The organism is Enterocloster sp., from assembly GCF_057861365.1.
The window spans coordinates 1-14,971 of record NZ_DBMACH010000022.1 but is presented as its reverse complement, the minus strand read 5'-3'; the positions used below and the strand labels follow the sequence as shown (position 1 = coordinate 14,971).

Annotated in this window: 14 protein-coding genes and 1 tRNA gene; 7 read left to right on the top strand and 8 right to left on the bottom strand. The window is 45.2% G+C overall.

Annotated elements, in window-relative coordinates:
- Positions 1 to 22: 22 nt before the first annotated feature.
- The 8 genes from mnmE to ACZM6M_RS16205 all read right to left on the bottom strand — a co-directional run bounded on the left by mnmE (position 23) and on the right by ACZM6M_RS16205 (position 5,511).
- A complete protein-coding gene (gene mnmE, locus ACZM6M_RS16240) occupies positions 23 to 1,402 on the bottom strand; it encodes a tRNA uridine-5-carboxymethylaminomethyl(34) synthesis GTPase MnmE (protein ID WP_489490569.1) in 1,380 nt (459 codons plus the stop codon).
- Between the two features lie 87 nt (positions 1,403 to 1,489).
- Positions 1,490 to 2,284, bottom strand: coding sequence for an RNA-binding cell elongation regulator Jag/EloR (gene jag / locus ACZM6M_RS16235; protein WP_489490568.1), 795 nt, complete (start codon positions 2,282 to 2,284; stop codon positions 1,490 to 1,492).
- Between the two features lie 11 nt (positions 2,285 to 2,295).
- Positions 2,296 to 3,618, bottom strand: coding sequence for a YidC/Oxa1 family membrane protein insertase (locus ACZM6M_RS16230; RefSeq protein WP_066543496.1), 1,323 nt, complete (start codon positions 3,616 to 3,618; stop codon positions 2,296 to 2,298).
- Between the two features lie 24 nt (positions 3,619 to 3,642).
- Positions 3,643 to 3,858, bottom strand: coding sequence for a membrane protein insertion efficiency factor YidD (gene yidD, locus ACZM6M_RS16225; RefSeq protein WP_081422807.1), 216 nt, complete (start codon positions 3,856 to 3,858; stop codon positions 3,643 to 3,645).
- Positions 3,859 to 3,863: 5 nt separating this feature from the next.
- Positions 3,864 to 4,208 (bottom strand): ribonuclease P protein component, encoded by a 345-nt coding sequence (gene rnpA / locus ACZM6M_RS16220; RefSeq protein ID WP_066543498.1) that lies wholly within the window; start codon positions 4,206 to 4,208, stop codon positions 3,864 to 3,866.
- A 104-nt stretch (positions 4,209 to 4,312) separates the two neighbouring features.
- Positions 4,313 to 4,447 carry a 50S ribosomal protein L34 gene (gene rpmH, locus ACZM6M_RS16215; RefSeq protein ID WP_021870170.1) on the bottom strand — a complete coding sequence of 45 codons (135 nt, stop codon included), beginning with the start codon at positions 4,445 to 4,447 and terminating at the stop codon, positions 4,313 to 4,315.
- Positions 4,448 to 4,599: 152 nt separating this feature from the next.
- Positions 4,600 to 5,217 (bottom strand): ECF transporter S component, encoded by a 618-nt coding sequence (locus ACZM6M_RS16210; protein ID WP_066543500.1) that lies wholly within the window; start codon positions 5,215 to 5,217, stop codon positions 4,600 to 4,602.
- Positions 5,218 to 5,331: 114 nt separating this feature from the next.
- A complete protein-coding gene (locus ACZM6M_RS16205) occupies positions 5,332 to 5,511 on the bottom strand; it encodes a hypothetical protein (RefSeq protein WP_066543502.1) in 180 nt (59 codons plus the stop codon).
- Positions 5,512 to 5,631: 120 nt separating this feature from the next.
- Between ACZM6M_RS16205 and dnaA the strand changes: the two genes are divergently transcribed.
- The 7 genes from dnaA to ACZM6M_RS16170 all read left to right on the top strand — a co-directional run bounded on the left by dnaA (position 5,632) and on the right by ACZM6M_RS16170 (position 14,568).
- A complete protein-coding gene (dnaA, locus tag ACZM6M_RS16200) occupies positions 5,632 to 7,002 on the top strand; it encodes a chromosomal replication initiator protein DnaA (protein ID WP_066543504.1) in 1,371 nt (456 codons plus the stop codon).
- Between the two features lie 279 nt (positions 7,003 to 7,281).
- Entirely contained in the window at positions 7,282 to 8,400 is a 1,119-nt protein-coding gene (gene dnaN / locus ACZM6M_RS16195; RefSeq protein ID WP_337932652.1) for a DNA polymerase III subunit beta, read from the top strand.
- Between the two features lie 75 nt (positions 8,401 to 8,475).
- On the top strand, positions 8,476 to 8,685 hold the full coding sequence (locus ACZM6M_RS16190; RefSeq protein ID WP_066543560.1) for an RNA-binding S4 domain-containing protein: 210 nt from the start codon (positions 8,476 to 8,478) through the stop codon (positions 8,683 to 8,685).
- Between the two features lie 19 nt (positions 8,686 to 8,704).
- Positions 8,705 to 9,790: a DNA replication/repair protein RecF gene (gene recF, locus ACZM6M_RS16185; protein ID WP_066543508.1), complete on the top strand. Its 1,086-nt coding sequence runs from the start codon at positions 8,705 to 8,707 to the stop codon at positions 9,788 to 9,790.
- A gap of 33 nt (positions 9,791 to 9,823) precedes the next feature.
- Positions 9,824 to 11,740, top strand: coding sequence for a DNA topoisomerase (ATP-hydrolyzing) subunit B (gene gyrB, locus ACZM6M_RS16180; RefSeq protein ID WP_066543510.1), 1,917 nt, complete (start codon positions 9,824 to 9,826; stop codon positions 11,738 to 11,740).
- A gap of 35 nt (positions 11,741 to 11,775) precedes the next feature.
- Complete coding sequence (gyrA, locus tag ACZM6M_RS16175) at positions 11,776 to 14,286, top strand: DNA gyrase subunit A (RefSeq protein ID WP_337433672.1); 2,511 nt, start codon at positions 11,776 to 11,778, stop codon at positions 14,284 to 14,286.
- A 194-nt stretch (positions 14,287 to 14,480) separates the two neighbouring features.
- Positions 14,481 to 14,568: transfer RNA gene (locus ACZM6M_RS16170), tRNA-Ser, on the top strand.
- Positions 14,569 to 14,971 lie beyond the last annotated feature (403 nt).

Here is a 14,971-nt window from a genome sequence, read left to right as displayed (position 1 = left end):
TTTTTCCTTCCTTCCTGTCCTCTCATTTTCCCATACAGAACTTTGAGAAGATCTCATTTACCACATCATCATCCACTGCTTCTCCTAAGATCAGTCCCAGCTGTTCATAGGCGTCTGCAAGATCTATGGAATAAAAATCCTCCGGCATCCCATCAAGCACACTTGAACGCACCATCCGAAGGCTCCTTAAGGCAGTTTCCAAAGCCTCCTTATGACGGGCATTTGTAATATATACCTGGTCATTAAAGGCAATCTCTCCATGATAAAACATGGACTGGATCTCCTTTTCCAGATCTCCGATCCCATGCTCCTCCTTGGCGGAAATAGGGATTACACGGTGGCCGCACTGCTCCTCTAAAGCCTCCTTATCTACAGTAAGCTCCAGATCCGTCTTATTTAAAAGCACAATGGCCTTCTTATCATGGATCAGCTCCATGATCTCCCGGTCGCTCTCATCCAGCGGGCGGGAGCCGTCTGCCACATAAATGATCAGATCCGCTCCTTTTGCTGCCTTCATGGCACGGTTTACGCCGATCTTTTCCACTACATCCTCCGTGTCCCGGATTCCCGCCGTATCCACTACATGCAGGCTGATCCCCTGAAGGTTAATATGCTCCTCTAAGGTATCTCTGGTAGTACCTGCAATATCCGTTACAATAGCCCTCTCTTCCCCTAAAAGCACATTCATCAGGGAAGATTTTCCTGCGTTAGGTTTTCCAAGGATCACCGTCCGAACGCCCTCTGTCATCACTCTTCCGTCATCTGCCGAGGCGATCAGCTTTTCAATCTCTTCTGTCACCGGCTCCAGCACCTTTAAAAGCCTGTCCCCGTACCCCTCCAGTGAAATGTGCTCCGGATCATCCAGAGCCGACTCAATAAAGGCAGTCTCATAAAGAATGGTTTCCCTGAGAGCCCGTATCTTTCCCGATACCGATCCTCCCAGCTGGCTCACAGAGCTCTTTAAGGCATAGTCATTGGATGCATGGATCAGTTCTGCCACTGCCTCTGCCTGGGCCAGATCCAGCCTTCCGTTTAAAAAGGCGCGCTTGGTAAACTCTCCCGGCTGGGCGGTTCTTGCCCCGTTATGAAGGACCGTTTCCAGAATCCGCTGAACCATGCGAATGCCGCCATGACAATCAATCTCAACGGTATCCTCTGCTGTATAGCTGTTTGGCCCCCGCATAATAAGCACCAGAACCTCATCGATCCTTTCATCACCATCATAAATATATCCATAATGGGCTGTGTGGGACTTTGCGTCCCATAATGTTCCTGCCTGCCCCTTTTTATTCCGATAGATTCGGTCAATGACCTCAAAGGCCTGATCTCCGCTGATCCTTACAATGCCGATTCCCGAATTGCTCATGCCTGTGGCAATGGCAGCAATGGTTTCTGTTTTCATTTTCACTCCTCGCCTTTCTGGCTTTCAGCGCAAAAAGAGGCCGCCGCAAATCACTCTGCAACAGCCTCCCCATGTTCATTTACCGGATTACTCCTCTGTTTCCTGTCCGCTGCCGCCGGCTGTCTCAGCATTATGCTCTGACAGGGAAGCCGCCTGATAGGAGTCATTCCTGCGGGTATTTCCCCGGTAGCCGCCGGTACGCTCATAGCGCCCGCCGCGGCTGCGGTCATAACGTCCCCTGCGCTCACCGGCGCCTGTTTCCTTCTTAAGAGCGATTACCACATGGCGGAAAGGTTCTTCCCCCTCACTGCGGGTAATCACATACTTATCATTCTGGATCGCCGCATGGATGATCCTTCTCTCATAGGGATTCATGGGCTCCAGAGAAACGGGACGTTTGGTTCTCTTAACCTTGTAGGCAATGTTCTTTGCCAGGGTCTCCAGAGTCTCTTTTCTGCGCTCACGGTAATTTTCCGTATCCAGTTTGACTCTCAGATAACCGTCTGTTTCCTTGTTTACAATAAGGCTAACAAGATACTGAAGAGAATCCAGGGTCTGACCTCTCTTGCCGATCAGGATTCCCATATCTCCGCCCTCTAATTCCAAGGACAGCTCCTGCTCCCCTTCATTATATTCCGACTTAATGGATACGTCCATACCCATAGCGTCAAATATCTGGGTCAGAAACTCAATGGCCCTGTCCGCCACTGTTTCCTTCTTCTTTGCGCGGATCACAGCCGGCTTTGCGCCCAGCCCCAGAAAGCCTTTGCTTCCTTCCTCCACAACCTCATACTCCAGTTTATCGCTGGTTGTCTTAAGTTCGATCAGAGCTTTCGTAACCGCTTCATCCACTGTTTTTGCAGAAACCGTAATCATATCCATACGAAACCCTCCTACTTTTTCTTTCCCTTCTCCTGACGCTCATTGTATTTGGCTACCATATTCGCCTTAGCTGCCAGACTTCCCGGTTTGGCATCCTGATTATAGTACTTATTGGATTCCTCTACCTGAACCTTTGTCTTGGCAATTTTTTCCATACGAGCAGACTCTTCTCTGGATTCCTTCTCTTCCATCCTCTTTAACATCTCATCTACATTTCCGACTTTGACAGGAGAAAGGCCCTTCTTGGCACGCTTTTTATTGGTCTTTTCAATATTCTTCTGTACCAGGTCATCCATATCTACCTTGTTCAGGTAGGAATTGATCCATACCTGCTGGATGATAGTGAACACACTCTGAGCCACCCAGTAAAGACCGATACCGGAAGCAAAGGAGAAGCAGAAGAATACGGACATCAGAGGCATGGTGATATTCATGGATTTCATCATGCTGGCAGCCGGATTATCGTCATCAGCCGGCTGAGACTGATTGGCAGTCATAAGCTTTGTACTGTACCACTGGCTTAAGCCTGCAAGGATCGGAATTGCCAGAGCTGCAGCTGCCATACCCAGAGTTACGCCGCCCTGCTGCTCAAAGAAATTCACGATCACCTGAAATGGAGTATACGCAATATTCAGGCCAAAGAAGCTCTGCATATTTTCAATGGCTTCCACTGCATTTACGCCTGCATCTGTCACTGCCTGTCCCACTGCCGGGAATGCGGCAACAAAGCTGTCCCACTGCTGGGCTGTAAAGGTATATAAAAGGTCAATTACCGTGTTTACATTGTTATAATCAAATTTCTCACCCACCATCTTATGGGCCTCTGCCAGCTGGGTAAACGCCTGCTGGGTCTGGTATCCGCTGGGAAGATGGGAAATTACCGTCTCATAATAGCCTCTGACAGACTGTACATAAGCCGGAATATTGTAAATAACTCTGTACAGTGCAAAAATGATCGGCATCTGGATCAGAAGAGGAAGACAGCCGCCCGTCATGGATGTGCCGTATTTCTCATATACTGCCTTGATCTCAGCCTGCATCATCATCGCGGCTTTCTGATCATTTTCTTTTCCTTTGTATTTCTTTTGAATTGCTGCAATTTCCGGCTGCATAACCGTCATCAGCTTGGATGATTTCTGCTGCTTTATGGTCAAGGGAATCATAAGAACCTTTGTAACCAGTGTAAACAGGATAATGCAAAGGCCGATATTTTCAATGCCGAATATGCTGGTGAACTCAAAAAGCAGGTCCATGATCCAGCCAAGGATACTTGCGATCGGCCCCAGAAAACCGCTGTCCTTTGTCAATACTACTGCGCCGACTAAACCGTTCAAAACGCTACCTCCTTATGGAACTTTCTACGGAACTGGATCATAACCGCCTTCTGCAAAGGGATGGCAACGAAGGATCCTCTTGCAGGCTAACCATGTACCTTTTAACGCGCCATACTTTTGAAGTGCCTCAATGGCGTATTGAGAGCACGTTGGCGTGTAAATACAGTGAGTCCTTACCTTTAAGGGCGACAGATATTTCTGGTAGATCCTGATAAGCAGGATCATTCCTTTTTTTATCATAACTCTCACTTCGATTCCTTTAAAATGTGATGCAGTCCGCACAGGTGCATATAGGCACCCTCCAAATGTCTGTAATCAGATCTTGCGGCAGCCACACGGGCTACCAGAATGATGTTTAACCCAGTCTCAATTTTATTATCATTCAACCGGAATATCTCCCGCAGCAGCCTGGTCACATGATGGCGTACCACGCTGTTGCCTACTTTTTTACTCACCGATATCCCGATGCTGTTCGCTTCTCCCCCGCTTCTTACCACATACATGACTAAAAGACGGTTGGCATAGGACTTTCCATTTCTATATATATACTGAAAGTCACTGTTTTTTTTAATGGAAGGAAATCGCTTCATTCGATCCTCCTGGAAATTTGCCGGAACAGGTTTATGTACTGGGTTCCGACTTGTTTATTGTAGACGTAAGAAAAAGGCCACATGAAAATGTGGCCTTGCAATTCTTAAGCGGTTAACTTTGCTCTACCTTTTGCTCTTCTGGCAGCAATAACTTTTCTACCGCCTGCTGTCTTCATTCTTGCTCTGAAGCCATGAACTTTTGCTCTCTGTCTTTTCTTAGGCTGAAATGTCATCTTCATAATCCGGGCACCTCCTATCAAATATTATCTGGTAATGTGATATAACACACATTTGACTAGTATAATTAAACATCTTCTCAATTATATAGAAGAAATCCGCCTCCGTCAAGCAATTTTTTATTAAAATACAGGCTTTTACGCCCTGAAACCGCTTACTTTATGAATTTCAGCATAATCTTTCCAATTATAGCCACCAAAACTGCAGCTACGACCGCCTCCGGAATCCCTGATGCGGTAACAGTAGCCATGATCAGTCCCCACACTGCGTCAACAGCCACATTCTTTACCTGCGCATACGGAAGCGCCAAAAGCTTATAAATACTTCCCATCACAGCCACCGTATTTACCATAGATCCCATAAAACCGGTTACAGCCAGCGCCGCCATGCGGTTCATCTTACATTTTGACAGTAAAATCCAGAGCCATCCTGCAAAAAAACCGATTAAGATCCGGCATCCAACGGAAATCCACACTGCCTTTACGGCTCCTGAAATCCCGGTCATGCTCATAAACGGTGAAAACGCAAAGGATAGCAGGGTAGGCGCCATCGTGTTGCTCACCATAGAACAGATACCGAACACTCCTCCCAGGATGGAACCTGCCAGGGGCCCCAGAAGAATGGCTCCCAAAATCACAGGGATATGCACAGTTGTCGCCTTCACCACCGGCAGCTGGATCATTCCTAACGGCGTACTTGCCAGAAGGATCACCACCGCCATCATAAGTGCAACACTTGCAAGCCAACGGGTGTCTTTTTTTCTCTTATTCATTTTTTTCCTCCTTGCTGCTGTTCTTAATGTTAAGATACAACGCATTACACAGGCATTATAGCGACATTTTTTTCACCCGTCAATATTTTTCCTCTAAATCCACGGTTCCTTTTTTCACCTTATCCACAATTTGTTGATAACTTGTGGATAAGTATGGGATATTTCGACCTTTTTCCTCATTCGTGGACAAAATCCCCTTATTTTCTGTAAGTTTCCCCCTTGTGTACAACCTGCAGTTATTTTTTTCCCTATTCTGTGGAAAACCTCTCTGTCCACGCCTTCGATTCCCTTCATCCACAGGTTTCCTACAAAGTTATCCACAGATATTTACACTTTTGATTGAAAAATTCACACCGTTAGTATACAATGTATTTAGATTGGGCAATTCTGCAATACAGTTTCAGGAGACAGAAAATGATAGAGAAAATAAAAGAAAACTGGGAAAAAATTCTGCTTATTTTAAAGGAAGAGCATGAAATTTCAAATATTTCATACCAGACATGGCTGGAACCTTTAAGCCCCTATTCTTTTAAGGGAAATACCATTACGATTATTGTTCCAGAACAGACATTTTTAGCTTATGTAAAGAAAAAATACGGCCTCCTTTTTAAAGTTACCATCTCTGAATTTCTTGGTCAGGAATGTGAGGTGGATTTTAAGGTAAAGGAGCAGATAGAGGTTCAGGAAACGCCTGCAGCCCCCTCCCTTATCCCAAAAGCCAAAGCTCCCGTAAGCCCGGATGTGATCCAGAGCGCCAATTTAAACCCAAAGTATACCTTTGATACCTTTGTAGTCGGCTCCAACAACAATCTGGCCCACGCGGCAGCCCTTGCGGTAGCGGAATCTCCGGGCGAAATCTACAATCCGCTGTTTATCTACGGAGGCGTAGGACTTGGAAAAACCCATTTGATGCATGCAATCGCTCATTTTATACTGAAAAACAACCCGAAATCCAAGATTCTTTACGTCAGTTCCGAGACCTTTACCAATGAGCTGATCGACGCAATCCGAAACAAAAATAATATTACCACCACAGAGTTTCGGGAAAAATACCGCAACAACGACGTTCTCCTGATCGATGATATCCAGTTTATTATAGGAAAGGAGAGTACCCAGGAGGAATTTTTCCATACCTTCAACACCCTGTACGAATCGAAAAAACAGATCATCATCTCCTCTGATAAACCGCCCAAGGAGATCGAAACTCTGGAGGAACGGCTGCGTTCCCGTTTTGAATGGGGCCTGACCGTGGACATCCAGTCCCCGGACTACGAAACCCGAATGGCCATTCTCCGAAAAAAAGAGGAGATGGAAGGCTACAATATTGATAATGAAGTCATCAAATACATTGCAACTAATATCAAATCCAATATCCGTGAACTGGAAGGCGCTCTTACAAAAATCGTAGCGCTTTCCCGCTTAAATAAATGTGATATTACTCTGGAACTGGCAGAGGAAGCATTAAAGGATATCATTTCTCCCAATGCCCAGAGAGAAGTGACTCCGGAGCTGATCATTCAGGTAGTATCCGATCATTTCGGCATCACTCCCGCTGATGTTATTTCCCAGAAGCGGACCAAGGATATCGTATATCCAAGACAGATCATCATGTACCTCTGCCGAACCATGACGGAAACCTCCTTACAGATCATCGGCCGCAGCCTTGGAAAAAGGGATCATACCACTGTTCTCCACGGTGCTGATAAGATTACCAGCGACATGCAGAAGGATGAGACCTTACGAAATACGATTGATATATTAAAGAAGAAGATCAATCCACAATAAGACGTGGAATCACTGTGGATAAATGGTTGATAACCTTTGGGTATTTTTGAGGCTCAAATTCATTTTTAACCGCCTGTGGATAAATCTTAACTTACTCCCAGGTTTTGTGGATTCTTTCCACAGTCTCTTCCACAGTGATTTATCCCCATTTTTACGGGATTTACACACTTTTACACAAACCCACAGCCCCTACTACGATTACGGCGGAAATTAACTATATCTTTATCTATTTAGGTTCCGCCTTTTTTACTTCATTCAGAAAGGAAGTTATCAACAATCATGAAGCTGCAATTCCAGAAGGACGCCATTGTAAATGGCATCAACATCGTTATGAAAGCCGTTCCATCCAAGACAACCATGTCTATTTTAGAGTGTATCCTGATCGACGCTTCTTCCAATGAAATCCGTCTGACAGGAAACGATATGGAACTAGGTATCGAAACAAAGGTAGAAGGCCAGATCCTGGAACACGGTAAAATTGCTTTGGATGCTAAGCTTTTTTCTGAAATCACCCGTCGTTTATCCAGCCAGAATTCAACCATTACCATTGAATCCGATCAAAAGCTGAATACCATTATCCGATGTGAAAATTCTGTTTTTAATATTCAGGGACGGGACGGGGAGGAATTTACCTATATTCCCTATATTGAACGTGATAAATATATCACCCTTTCTCAATTCACCTTAAAGGAAGTGATCCAGCAGACTATTTTCTCCATTTCTCCCAATGACAGCAATAAAATGATGGGAGGAGAGCTTTTTGAGGTAAATGAAAACCAACTGAAAGTGGTTTCACTGGACGGCCACCGTATTTCCATCCGAAATGTTACCTTAAAGGATCACTATGAACCCACTAAGGTCATCGTTCCCGGAAAAACCTTAAGCGAGATCAGCAAGATCCTTGGGGGAGACAATGAAAAAGAGGTTCGGATTTTCTTCAGCTCCAACCATATTTTATTTGAATTTGACGATACGATCGTGGTTTCCCGCCTCATTGAAGGCGAGTATTTCCGTATTAATCAGATGCTTTCCAGTGATTACGAGACGAAATTTTCTGTAAACCGGAGAGAATTTTTGGATTGTATTGAGCGGGCAACGATCCTGATCCGTGAAAATGATAAAAAGCCCCTGATCCTTCAGGTAAATGACAATACCATGGAATTAAAGTTAAATTCCAGCTTTGGCTCCATGAATGCGGAGCTTTTGATCCACAAGACTGGAAAGGATATTATGATCGGCTTTAATCCCAAGTTCCTTATTGACGCTCTCCGCGCCATTGAGGATGAGGAAATCAATATTTATATGATGAATCCCAAGTCCCCCTGCTTTATCAAGGATGAGGAAGAGACATATATTTATCTGATTCTTCCTGTAAATTTTAACGCAGCTTCTGTTTAAATGCATAAATATACATCAGCATGTGCGCCGGTGAAAGACATTTCTCTGGTGCTCCTGTGCTTGGAAAGGAAAACAATGGAAACAATTAAATTAAGAGAAGATTATATCAAGCTGGGACAGGCCTTAAAGGCAGCGGGCTTTGTAGAATCCGGTGTAGATGCCAAATATGCGATTGAGGATGGCTTGGTATCTGTAAACGGTGAAACTGCTTATCAGAGGGGAAAGAAACTGGTAGACGGAGATGTGGTTGCCTATCAGGGCCAGACTATAAAGATCATAAAATAATCATGAAGAGAGAACATCCATGGTCATTGAGTCCATAGAGCTTAAGAATTACCGTAATTATGAAGAACTGCATATGGAACTGAATCAGGGAACCAACATTCTCTATGGTGACAATGCCCAGGGAAAGACAAATATTCTGGAATCTGCCTATGTTTGCTGCACATCCAAGTCCCACCGGGGGGCAAAGGACAGGGATATCATCCGTTTTGGACAGGATGAATCCCATATAAAGCTGCAGATCCGGAAAAATGACGTTCCCTGGCGCATTGATATGCATTTAAAGAAAAATAAACCAAAGGGCATAGCCATCAACGGGATTCCTATCCGGCGGGCCAGCGAGCTGTTTGGATTGGCGAATATGGTATTCTTTTCCCCGGAGGACTTAAATATTATCAAAAACGGTCCGGCAGAACGGAGGCGGTTTATTGATATGGAGCTTTGCCAGCTGGATAAGCTGTATGTCCACTCCCTGGTTCAGTATAACCGGGTGCTGCTGCAGAGAAACCGCCTCTTAAAAGAACTGGCCTTTAAACCGGAATATGAAACAACGCTGGACATTTGGGACGAACAGCTGGTAAAATACGGGGTAGAGGTGATCACTTCCCGCCGTTTGTTTATTGAGCAGCTGGGAGGGATCATAAGCGGTATCCACGCCCGTTTATCAGGGGGAAAGGAAGAAATATCGGTTCTCTATGATCCGGATATCCGGGAGGAGGATTTTAAAGCCGCACTGGAAAAGAACCGTTCTCAGGATATCCGTCAGAAGACCACGCTTGCAGGTCCCCACAGGGATGATATTAATTTTATTGTAAATGGAATCGATATCCGCCGGTTCGGCTCTCAGGGCCAGCAGCGTACGGCAGCCCTGTCTTTAAAGCTTTCAGAGCTTGAGCTGGTAAAGCTTGTGAGCAGGGATGCACCGGTTCTTTTGCTGGATGACGTTCTCTCAGAGCTTGATGGCAGCCGGCAGACCCAGCTTCTGTCCGCAATACAGGATATTCAGACTATGATCACCTGTACAGGGCTGGAAGATTTTGTTAATCACAGGTTCCCCATTGACAAAATCTTCAAAGTAGTGGACGGAAAGGTATACAGCCAGAATTAGACGAACACCTGAAAAGAAAGGAAGATATAGAACATGGCAGAGCAGCAATACGGAGCAGATCAGATCCAGATCCTGGAAGGACTTGAGGCAGTAAGAAAGCGTCCCGGTATGTATATCGGCAGCACCTCTGCCAGGGGCCTTCACCATCTGGTTTATGAGATTGTAGACAATGCGGTAGATGAGGCATTGGCGGGATATTGTGATTCCATCGAGGTTTTTATTAATGAGGACAACTCCATTACCGTGGTTGATGACGGCCGCGGTATTCCCGTAGATATACAGAAAAAAGCAGGGATTCCTGCGGTAGAGGTTGTATTTACCATCCTTCATGCAGGGGGAAAATTTGGAAACGGCGGTTATAAGGTATCCGGCGGCCTTCACGGAGTGGGTGCATCCGTTGTAAATGCGCTTTCTGAATGGCTGGAGGTACAGGTATACAGAGATGGAAACGTATACCAGCAGCGTTACGAACGGGGCAGAACCATGTATCCCTTAAAGATTGTGGGAACATGCAGTCCTGATCAGCATGGAACCCGTGTTTCCTTCCTTCCTGATAAGGAGATTTTTGAGGAAACCGTATTTGACTATGACACATTAAAAATGCGCCTGCGGGAGACTGCATTCCTTACAAAAAATCTGAAAATCGTTCTCCATGATGAGAGGGAGGAGAAGCATGAGCATACCTTCCACTATGAGGGCGGTATCAAGGAGTTTGTATCCTATCTGAATAAAGGCAAAACGCCGCTGTATGAAAATGTCCTTTACTGCGAAGGTACAAAGGACGGCGTATATGTGGAAGTGTCCATGCAGCACAATGACTCCTATACAGAAAATATTTACACCTTTGTAAATAACATCAATACTCCTGAGGGCGGTACTCATCTGACAGGATTTAAAAATGCCCTTACAAAGACCTTTAATGATTATGCAAGAAAGAATAAGCTTTTAAAGGAAAATGAGGACAGTCTTTCCGGTGAGGATATCCGAGAGGGGCTTACGGCGATCGTAAGCGTAAAAGTAGAGGAGCCTCAGTTTGAGGGACAGACCAAGCAGAAGCTGGGAAACAGTGAGGCCAGAGGTGCGGTTGACAATATTGTGAGCGAGCAGCTGACTTATTATTTAGAACAGAACCCCACAGCAGCAAAAGCCATGTGCGAGAAGTCCATTATGGCTCAGAGAGCCCGTGCGGCAGCCAGAAAGGCCAGAGATTTAACCCGCCGCAAATCTGCCCTGGAGGGGATGGCTCTTCCGGGAAAGCTGGCAGATTGTTCCGATAAGAATCCTGAAAATTGTGAAATTTATATCGTAGAGGGAGATTCCGCAGGCGGTTCTGCAAAGACGGCCCGTTCCAGAGCCACCCAGGCCATTCTGCCCCTGCGAGGAAAAATCTTAAATGTTGAAAAGGCCAGGATGGATAAGGTTTATGCCAATGCAGAGATTAAGGCCATGATCACAGCCTTTGGTACGGGTATTCACGATGACTTTGATATCAGCAAGCTGCGTTACCACAAGATCATTATCATGACTGATGCGGATGTGGACGGCGCCCATATCAGCACCCTCCTTTTAACTTTTATTTACCGGTTTATGCCTGAGCTGATCAAGCAGGGATATGTATATCTGGCACAGCCGCCTCTGTATAAAATCGAAAAAAATAAGCGTGTATGGTATGCGTACAGCGATGAGGAGCTGAATTCCATTCTTATGGACATTGGCCGCGACAACAGCAATAAGATCCAGCGCTACAAGGGACTTGGAGAGATGGATGCAGAGCAACTCTGGGAGACAACCATGGATCCGGAACGCCGTATCCTTCTGCGTGTAACCATGGATGAGGAAACCACCTCAGAAGTGGATCTGACCTTTACCACTCTCATGGGCGACCAGGTAGAGCCGAGAAGGGAATTTATTGAAAATAATGCCAAAAAGGTGAAAAATCTGGATATTTAAGCTGCAAATGAGATCGAACATAAAGGAGATATACTATGGAACCAAATGTATTTGACAAGGTCCATGACGTAGACCTGAAAAAGACCATGGAACAGTCCTATATTGACTATGCCATGAGCGTTATCAGCGCCCGGGCTCTTCCGGACGCCAGAGACGGTTTAAAACCCGTTCAGCGCCGTGTGCTTTTTTCCATGATAGAGTTAAACAACGGACCGGATAAGCCACACAGAAAATGTGCCCGTATCGTAGGTGATACCATGGGTAAATACCATCCTCACGGCGACAGCTCCATCTACGGAGCTCTGGTAAATATGGCCCAGGACTGGTCCACCCGTTATCCGCTGGTAGACGGCCATGGAAATTTTGGTTCCGTGGACGGAGACGGAGCAGCAGCCATGCGATATACAGAGGCCCGTTTAAGCCGTATTTCCATGGAAATGCTGGCTGATATCAATAAGGACACCGTAGACTTTGCTCCCAACTTTGACGAGACGGAGAAGGAGCCAATGGTTCTTCCGGCACGTTTCCCAAATCTTCTGGTAAACGGTACCTCCGGTATCGCCGTAGGTATGGCAACTAACATTCCGCCTCACAATCTCAGAGAGGTCATAGGGGCTGTTTCCCTGATGATTGACAATCGGGTCAATGAGGATCGTGATACCTCCATAGAGGAGCTTATGGAAGTCATCAAGGGGCCGGATTTTCCTACAGGAGCTACTATTTTAGGCCGCAGAGGCATTGAGGAGGCTTACCGTACAGGCCGTGCCAAGATCAAGGTGAGAGCTGTTACCAATATCGAGACTATGGCAAACGGTAAATCCCGGATTATTGTCACCGAGCTGCCTTATATGGTAAATAAGGCCCGTCTCATTGAGAAGATTGCGGATCTTGTGAAAGAAAAGAAGATTGACGGAATCACTTATATTGGAGATGAGTCCAACCGTGAAGGTATGCGCATCAATATCGAACTGCGCCGTGATGTGAATGCGAACGTAATTTTAAACCAGCTTCTTAAGCATACCCAGCTTCAGGATACCTTTGGTGTCATTATGCTGGCATTAGTGAATAATCAGCCAAAGATCCTGAACCTTCATCAGATGCTGGAGGTTTATATTTCCCATCAGGAAGAGGTAGTAAGAAGAAGAACTCAGTATGATTTGAATAAGGCAGAGGAGCGGGCTCATATTTTGCAGGGTCTGCTGATCGCATTGGATCATATTGATGAAGTCATCCGTATTATCCGCGGTTCTGCCAACGTGGCAGAGGCCAAGACACAGTTGATGGAGCGGTTCGGGCTTTCGGATGCCCAGTCTCAGGCAATTGTAGATATGAGACTGCGTGCTCTTACCGGTCTGGAACGGGAAAAGCTGGAAAATGAATTTAAGGAGCTGCAGGCTAAAATTGCCCAGTTAAAGGCAATTCTGGCAGATGAGAAGAAGCTTCTTATGGTAATCAGAGAGGAAATCAATATCATTGCGGCCAAATACGGGGATGACCGCCGTACTGCTATTGGCTTTGATGATGATATGTCTATGGAAGATCTGATCCCGGATGAGGATACAGTGGTAGCCATGACTCATTTAGGCTATATTAAACGCATGGATGCAGATAATTTCAAGAGCCAGAACCGGGGCGGAAAAGGTATTAAGGGAATGCAGACCATTGAGGAGGACTATATTGAAGACCTTCTTATGACAACCAATCACCATCACATGATGTTCTTTACAAATACAGGCCGCGTATACCGCTTAAAGGCATATGAGATTCCGGAGGCAGGCCGCACTGCTCGAGGAACCGCTATTGTAAACCTTCTGCAGCTTCAGCCGGGAGAAAAGATTACTGCCATTATTCCCATGAGGGAGTTTAATGAGGATCAGTATCTCTTTATGGCAACCAAAGAGGGTATGGTAAAGAAAACCCCTATGGTAGAGTACGGCAATGTACGCAAAAACGGACTTCAGGCTATTGTACTGAAAGAGGGAGACGAACTCATTGAAGTAAAGGCTACAGACGATAAGCAGGATATTTTCCTGGTAACCAAGAAGGGAATGTGCATCCGCTTTAAGGAAAAGGATGTAAGAACCACTGGCCGTGTATCCATGGGCGTGATCGGTATGCGCTTTGATGAGGATGACGAGGTTATTGGCATGCAGATGGAAAGCCAGGGAGAGGAGCTTCTTGTAGTATCTGAAAACGGTATGGGCAAGCGTACGCCGATTGAGGAGTTTAAGCCTCAGTTCAGAGGCGGAAAGGGTGTGCTCTGCTATAAGATAACGGAAAAGACAGGGAACCTGGTAGGCGCCAAGCTGGTAAATGACGGAAGGGAAATCATGCTGATTACCACAGAAGGCATTATTATCCGTATGTCTGTAGATGATATTTCAGTAATCGGAAGAAATACTTCTGGTGTAAAACTTATGTCTATTGATCAAAATTCAGATATTAAGGTAGCAAGCATTGCCAAGGTACGCGAAAGCGAAGCCAAGGACAGCAATGTTTATGATGAAGAGTATTATGAAGAAGATACGGAAAATGAGTCCGAATAAATTCCAATAAGAAAAACCGGTTCAGTCAGAGTTTCGACTGGGCCGGTTTTTCGTTTAGGTTTTTCGTTTATAAAAAATTATGTAAAAAAATTGAAAAATAGCTCTTGACATAATAAGAACCCTTTAGTATAATACCCTATGCGTCTGGCGGGCAGATATACCTGTCAGGAGCAATTATATGGAAATTTGAATTCGGAGAAATACTCAAGAGGCCGAAGAGGCGCCCCTGCTAAGGGTGTAGGTCGGGAAACCGGCGCGAGGGTTCAAATCCCTCTTTCTCCGCTCCATTTTCCTAAAAAAGTTTTTGAAAATTGTTAAAAAAGTGGTTGACATGAGCGCTTAAGTGTGATATCATTGATACTCGCTGAGGCAATCGGCAAAAACGAAAAAATAAAAATAAAAAAAGTTGTTGACAAACGCGAGCGACTGTGATAAGATATAAAAGTTGCTGATGAGAAAACAACAGCAAAGATCCTTGAAAATTGAAGATTAAACAGTATGTAAAACCCTGAAAATTCTAACAATTCAAAAGGTTTGGTTTAGACCTTAGGATTTGAGAAAATTCAGAACAAAAACCAAGTAAAACGGTTTAAGATAACATTAGCCAAGCTAAGTAATCTTGGACAAGAATCAACTTTAAACATGAGAGTTTGATCCTGGCTCAGGATGAACGCTGGCGGCGTGC

Excerpts from the sequence above, each read along its gene's own strand:
- mnmE (WP_489490569.1), bottom strand. The coding sequence starts at position 1,402 with ATGAAAACAGAAACCATTGCTGCCATTGCCACAGGCATGAGCAATTCG.
- jag (WP_489490568.1), bottom strand. The coding sequence starts at position 2,284 with ATGGATATGATTACGGTTTCTGCAAAAACAGTGGATGAAGCGGTTACG.
- yidD (WP_081422807.1), bottom strand. The coding sequence starts at position 3,858 with ATGATAAAAAAAGGAATGATCCTGCTTATCAGGATCTACCAGAAATAT.
- rnpA (WP_066543498.1), bottom strand. The coding sequence starts at position 4,208 with ATGAAGCGATTTCCTTCCATTAAAAAAAACAGTGACTTTCAGTATATA.
- rpmH (WP_021870170.1), bottom strand. The coding sequence starts at position 4,447 with ATGAAGATGACATTTCAGCCTAAGAAAAGACAGAGAGCAAAAGTTCAT.
- ACZM6M_RS16210 (WP_066543500.1), bottom strand. The coding sequence starts at position 5,217 with ATGAATAAGAGAAAAAAAGACACCCGTTGGCTTGCAAGTGTTGCACTT.
- ACZM6M_RS16205 (WP_066543502.1), bottom strand. The coding sequence starts at position 5,511 with ATGAAGGGAATCGAAGGCGTGGACAGAGAGGTTTTCCACAGAATAGGG.
- dnaA (WP_066543504.1), top strand. The coding sequence starts at position 5,632 with ATGATAGAGAAAATAAAAGAAAACTGGGAAAAAATTCTGCTTATTTTA.
- dnaN (WP_337932652.1), top strand. The coding sequence starts at position 7,282 with ATGAAGCTGCAATTCCAGAAGGACGCCATTGTAAATGGCATCAACATC.
- ACZM6M_RS16190 (WP_066543560.1), top strand. The coding sequence starts at position 8,476 with ATGGAAACAATTAAATTAAGAGAAGATTATATCAAGCTGGGACAGGCC.
- recF (WP_066543508.1), top strand. The coding sequence starts at position 8,705 with ATGGTCATTGAGTCCATAGAGCTTAAGAATTACCGTAATTATGAAGAA.
- gyrB (WP_066543510.1), top strand. The coding sequence starts at position 9,824 with ATGGCAGAGCAGCAATACGGAGCAGATCAGATCCAGATCCTGGAAGGA.
- gyrA (WP_337433672.1), top strand. The coding sequence starts at position 11,776 with ATGGAACCAAATGTATTTGACAAGGTCCATGACGTAGACCTGAAAAAG.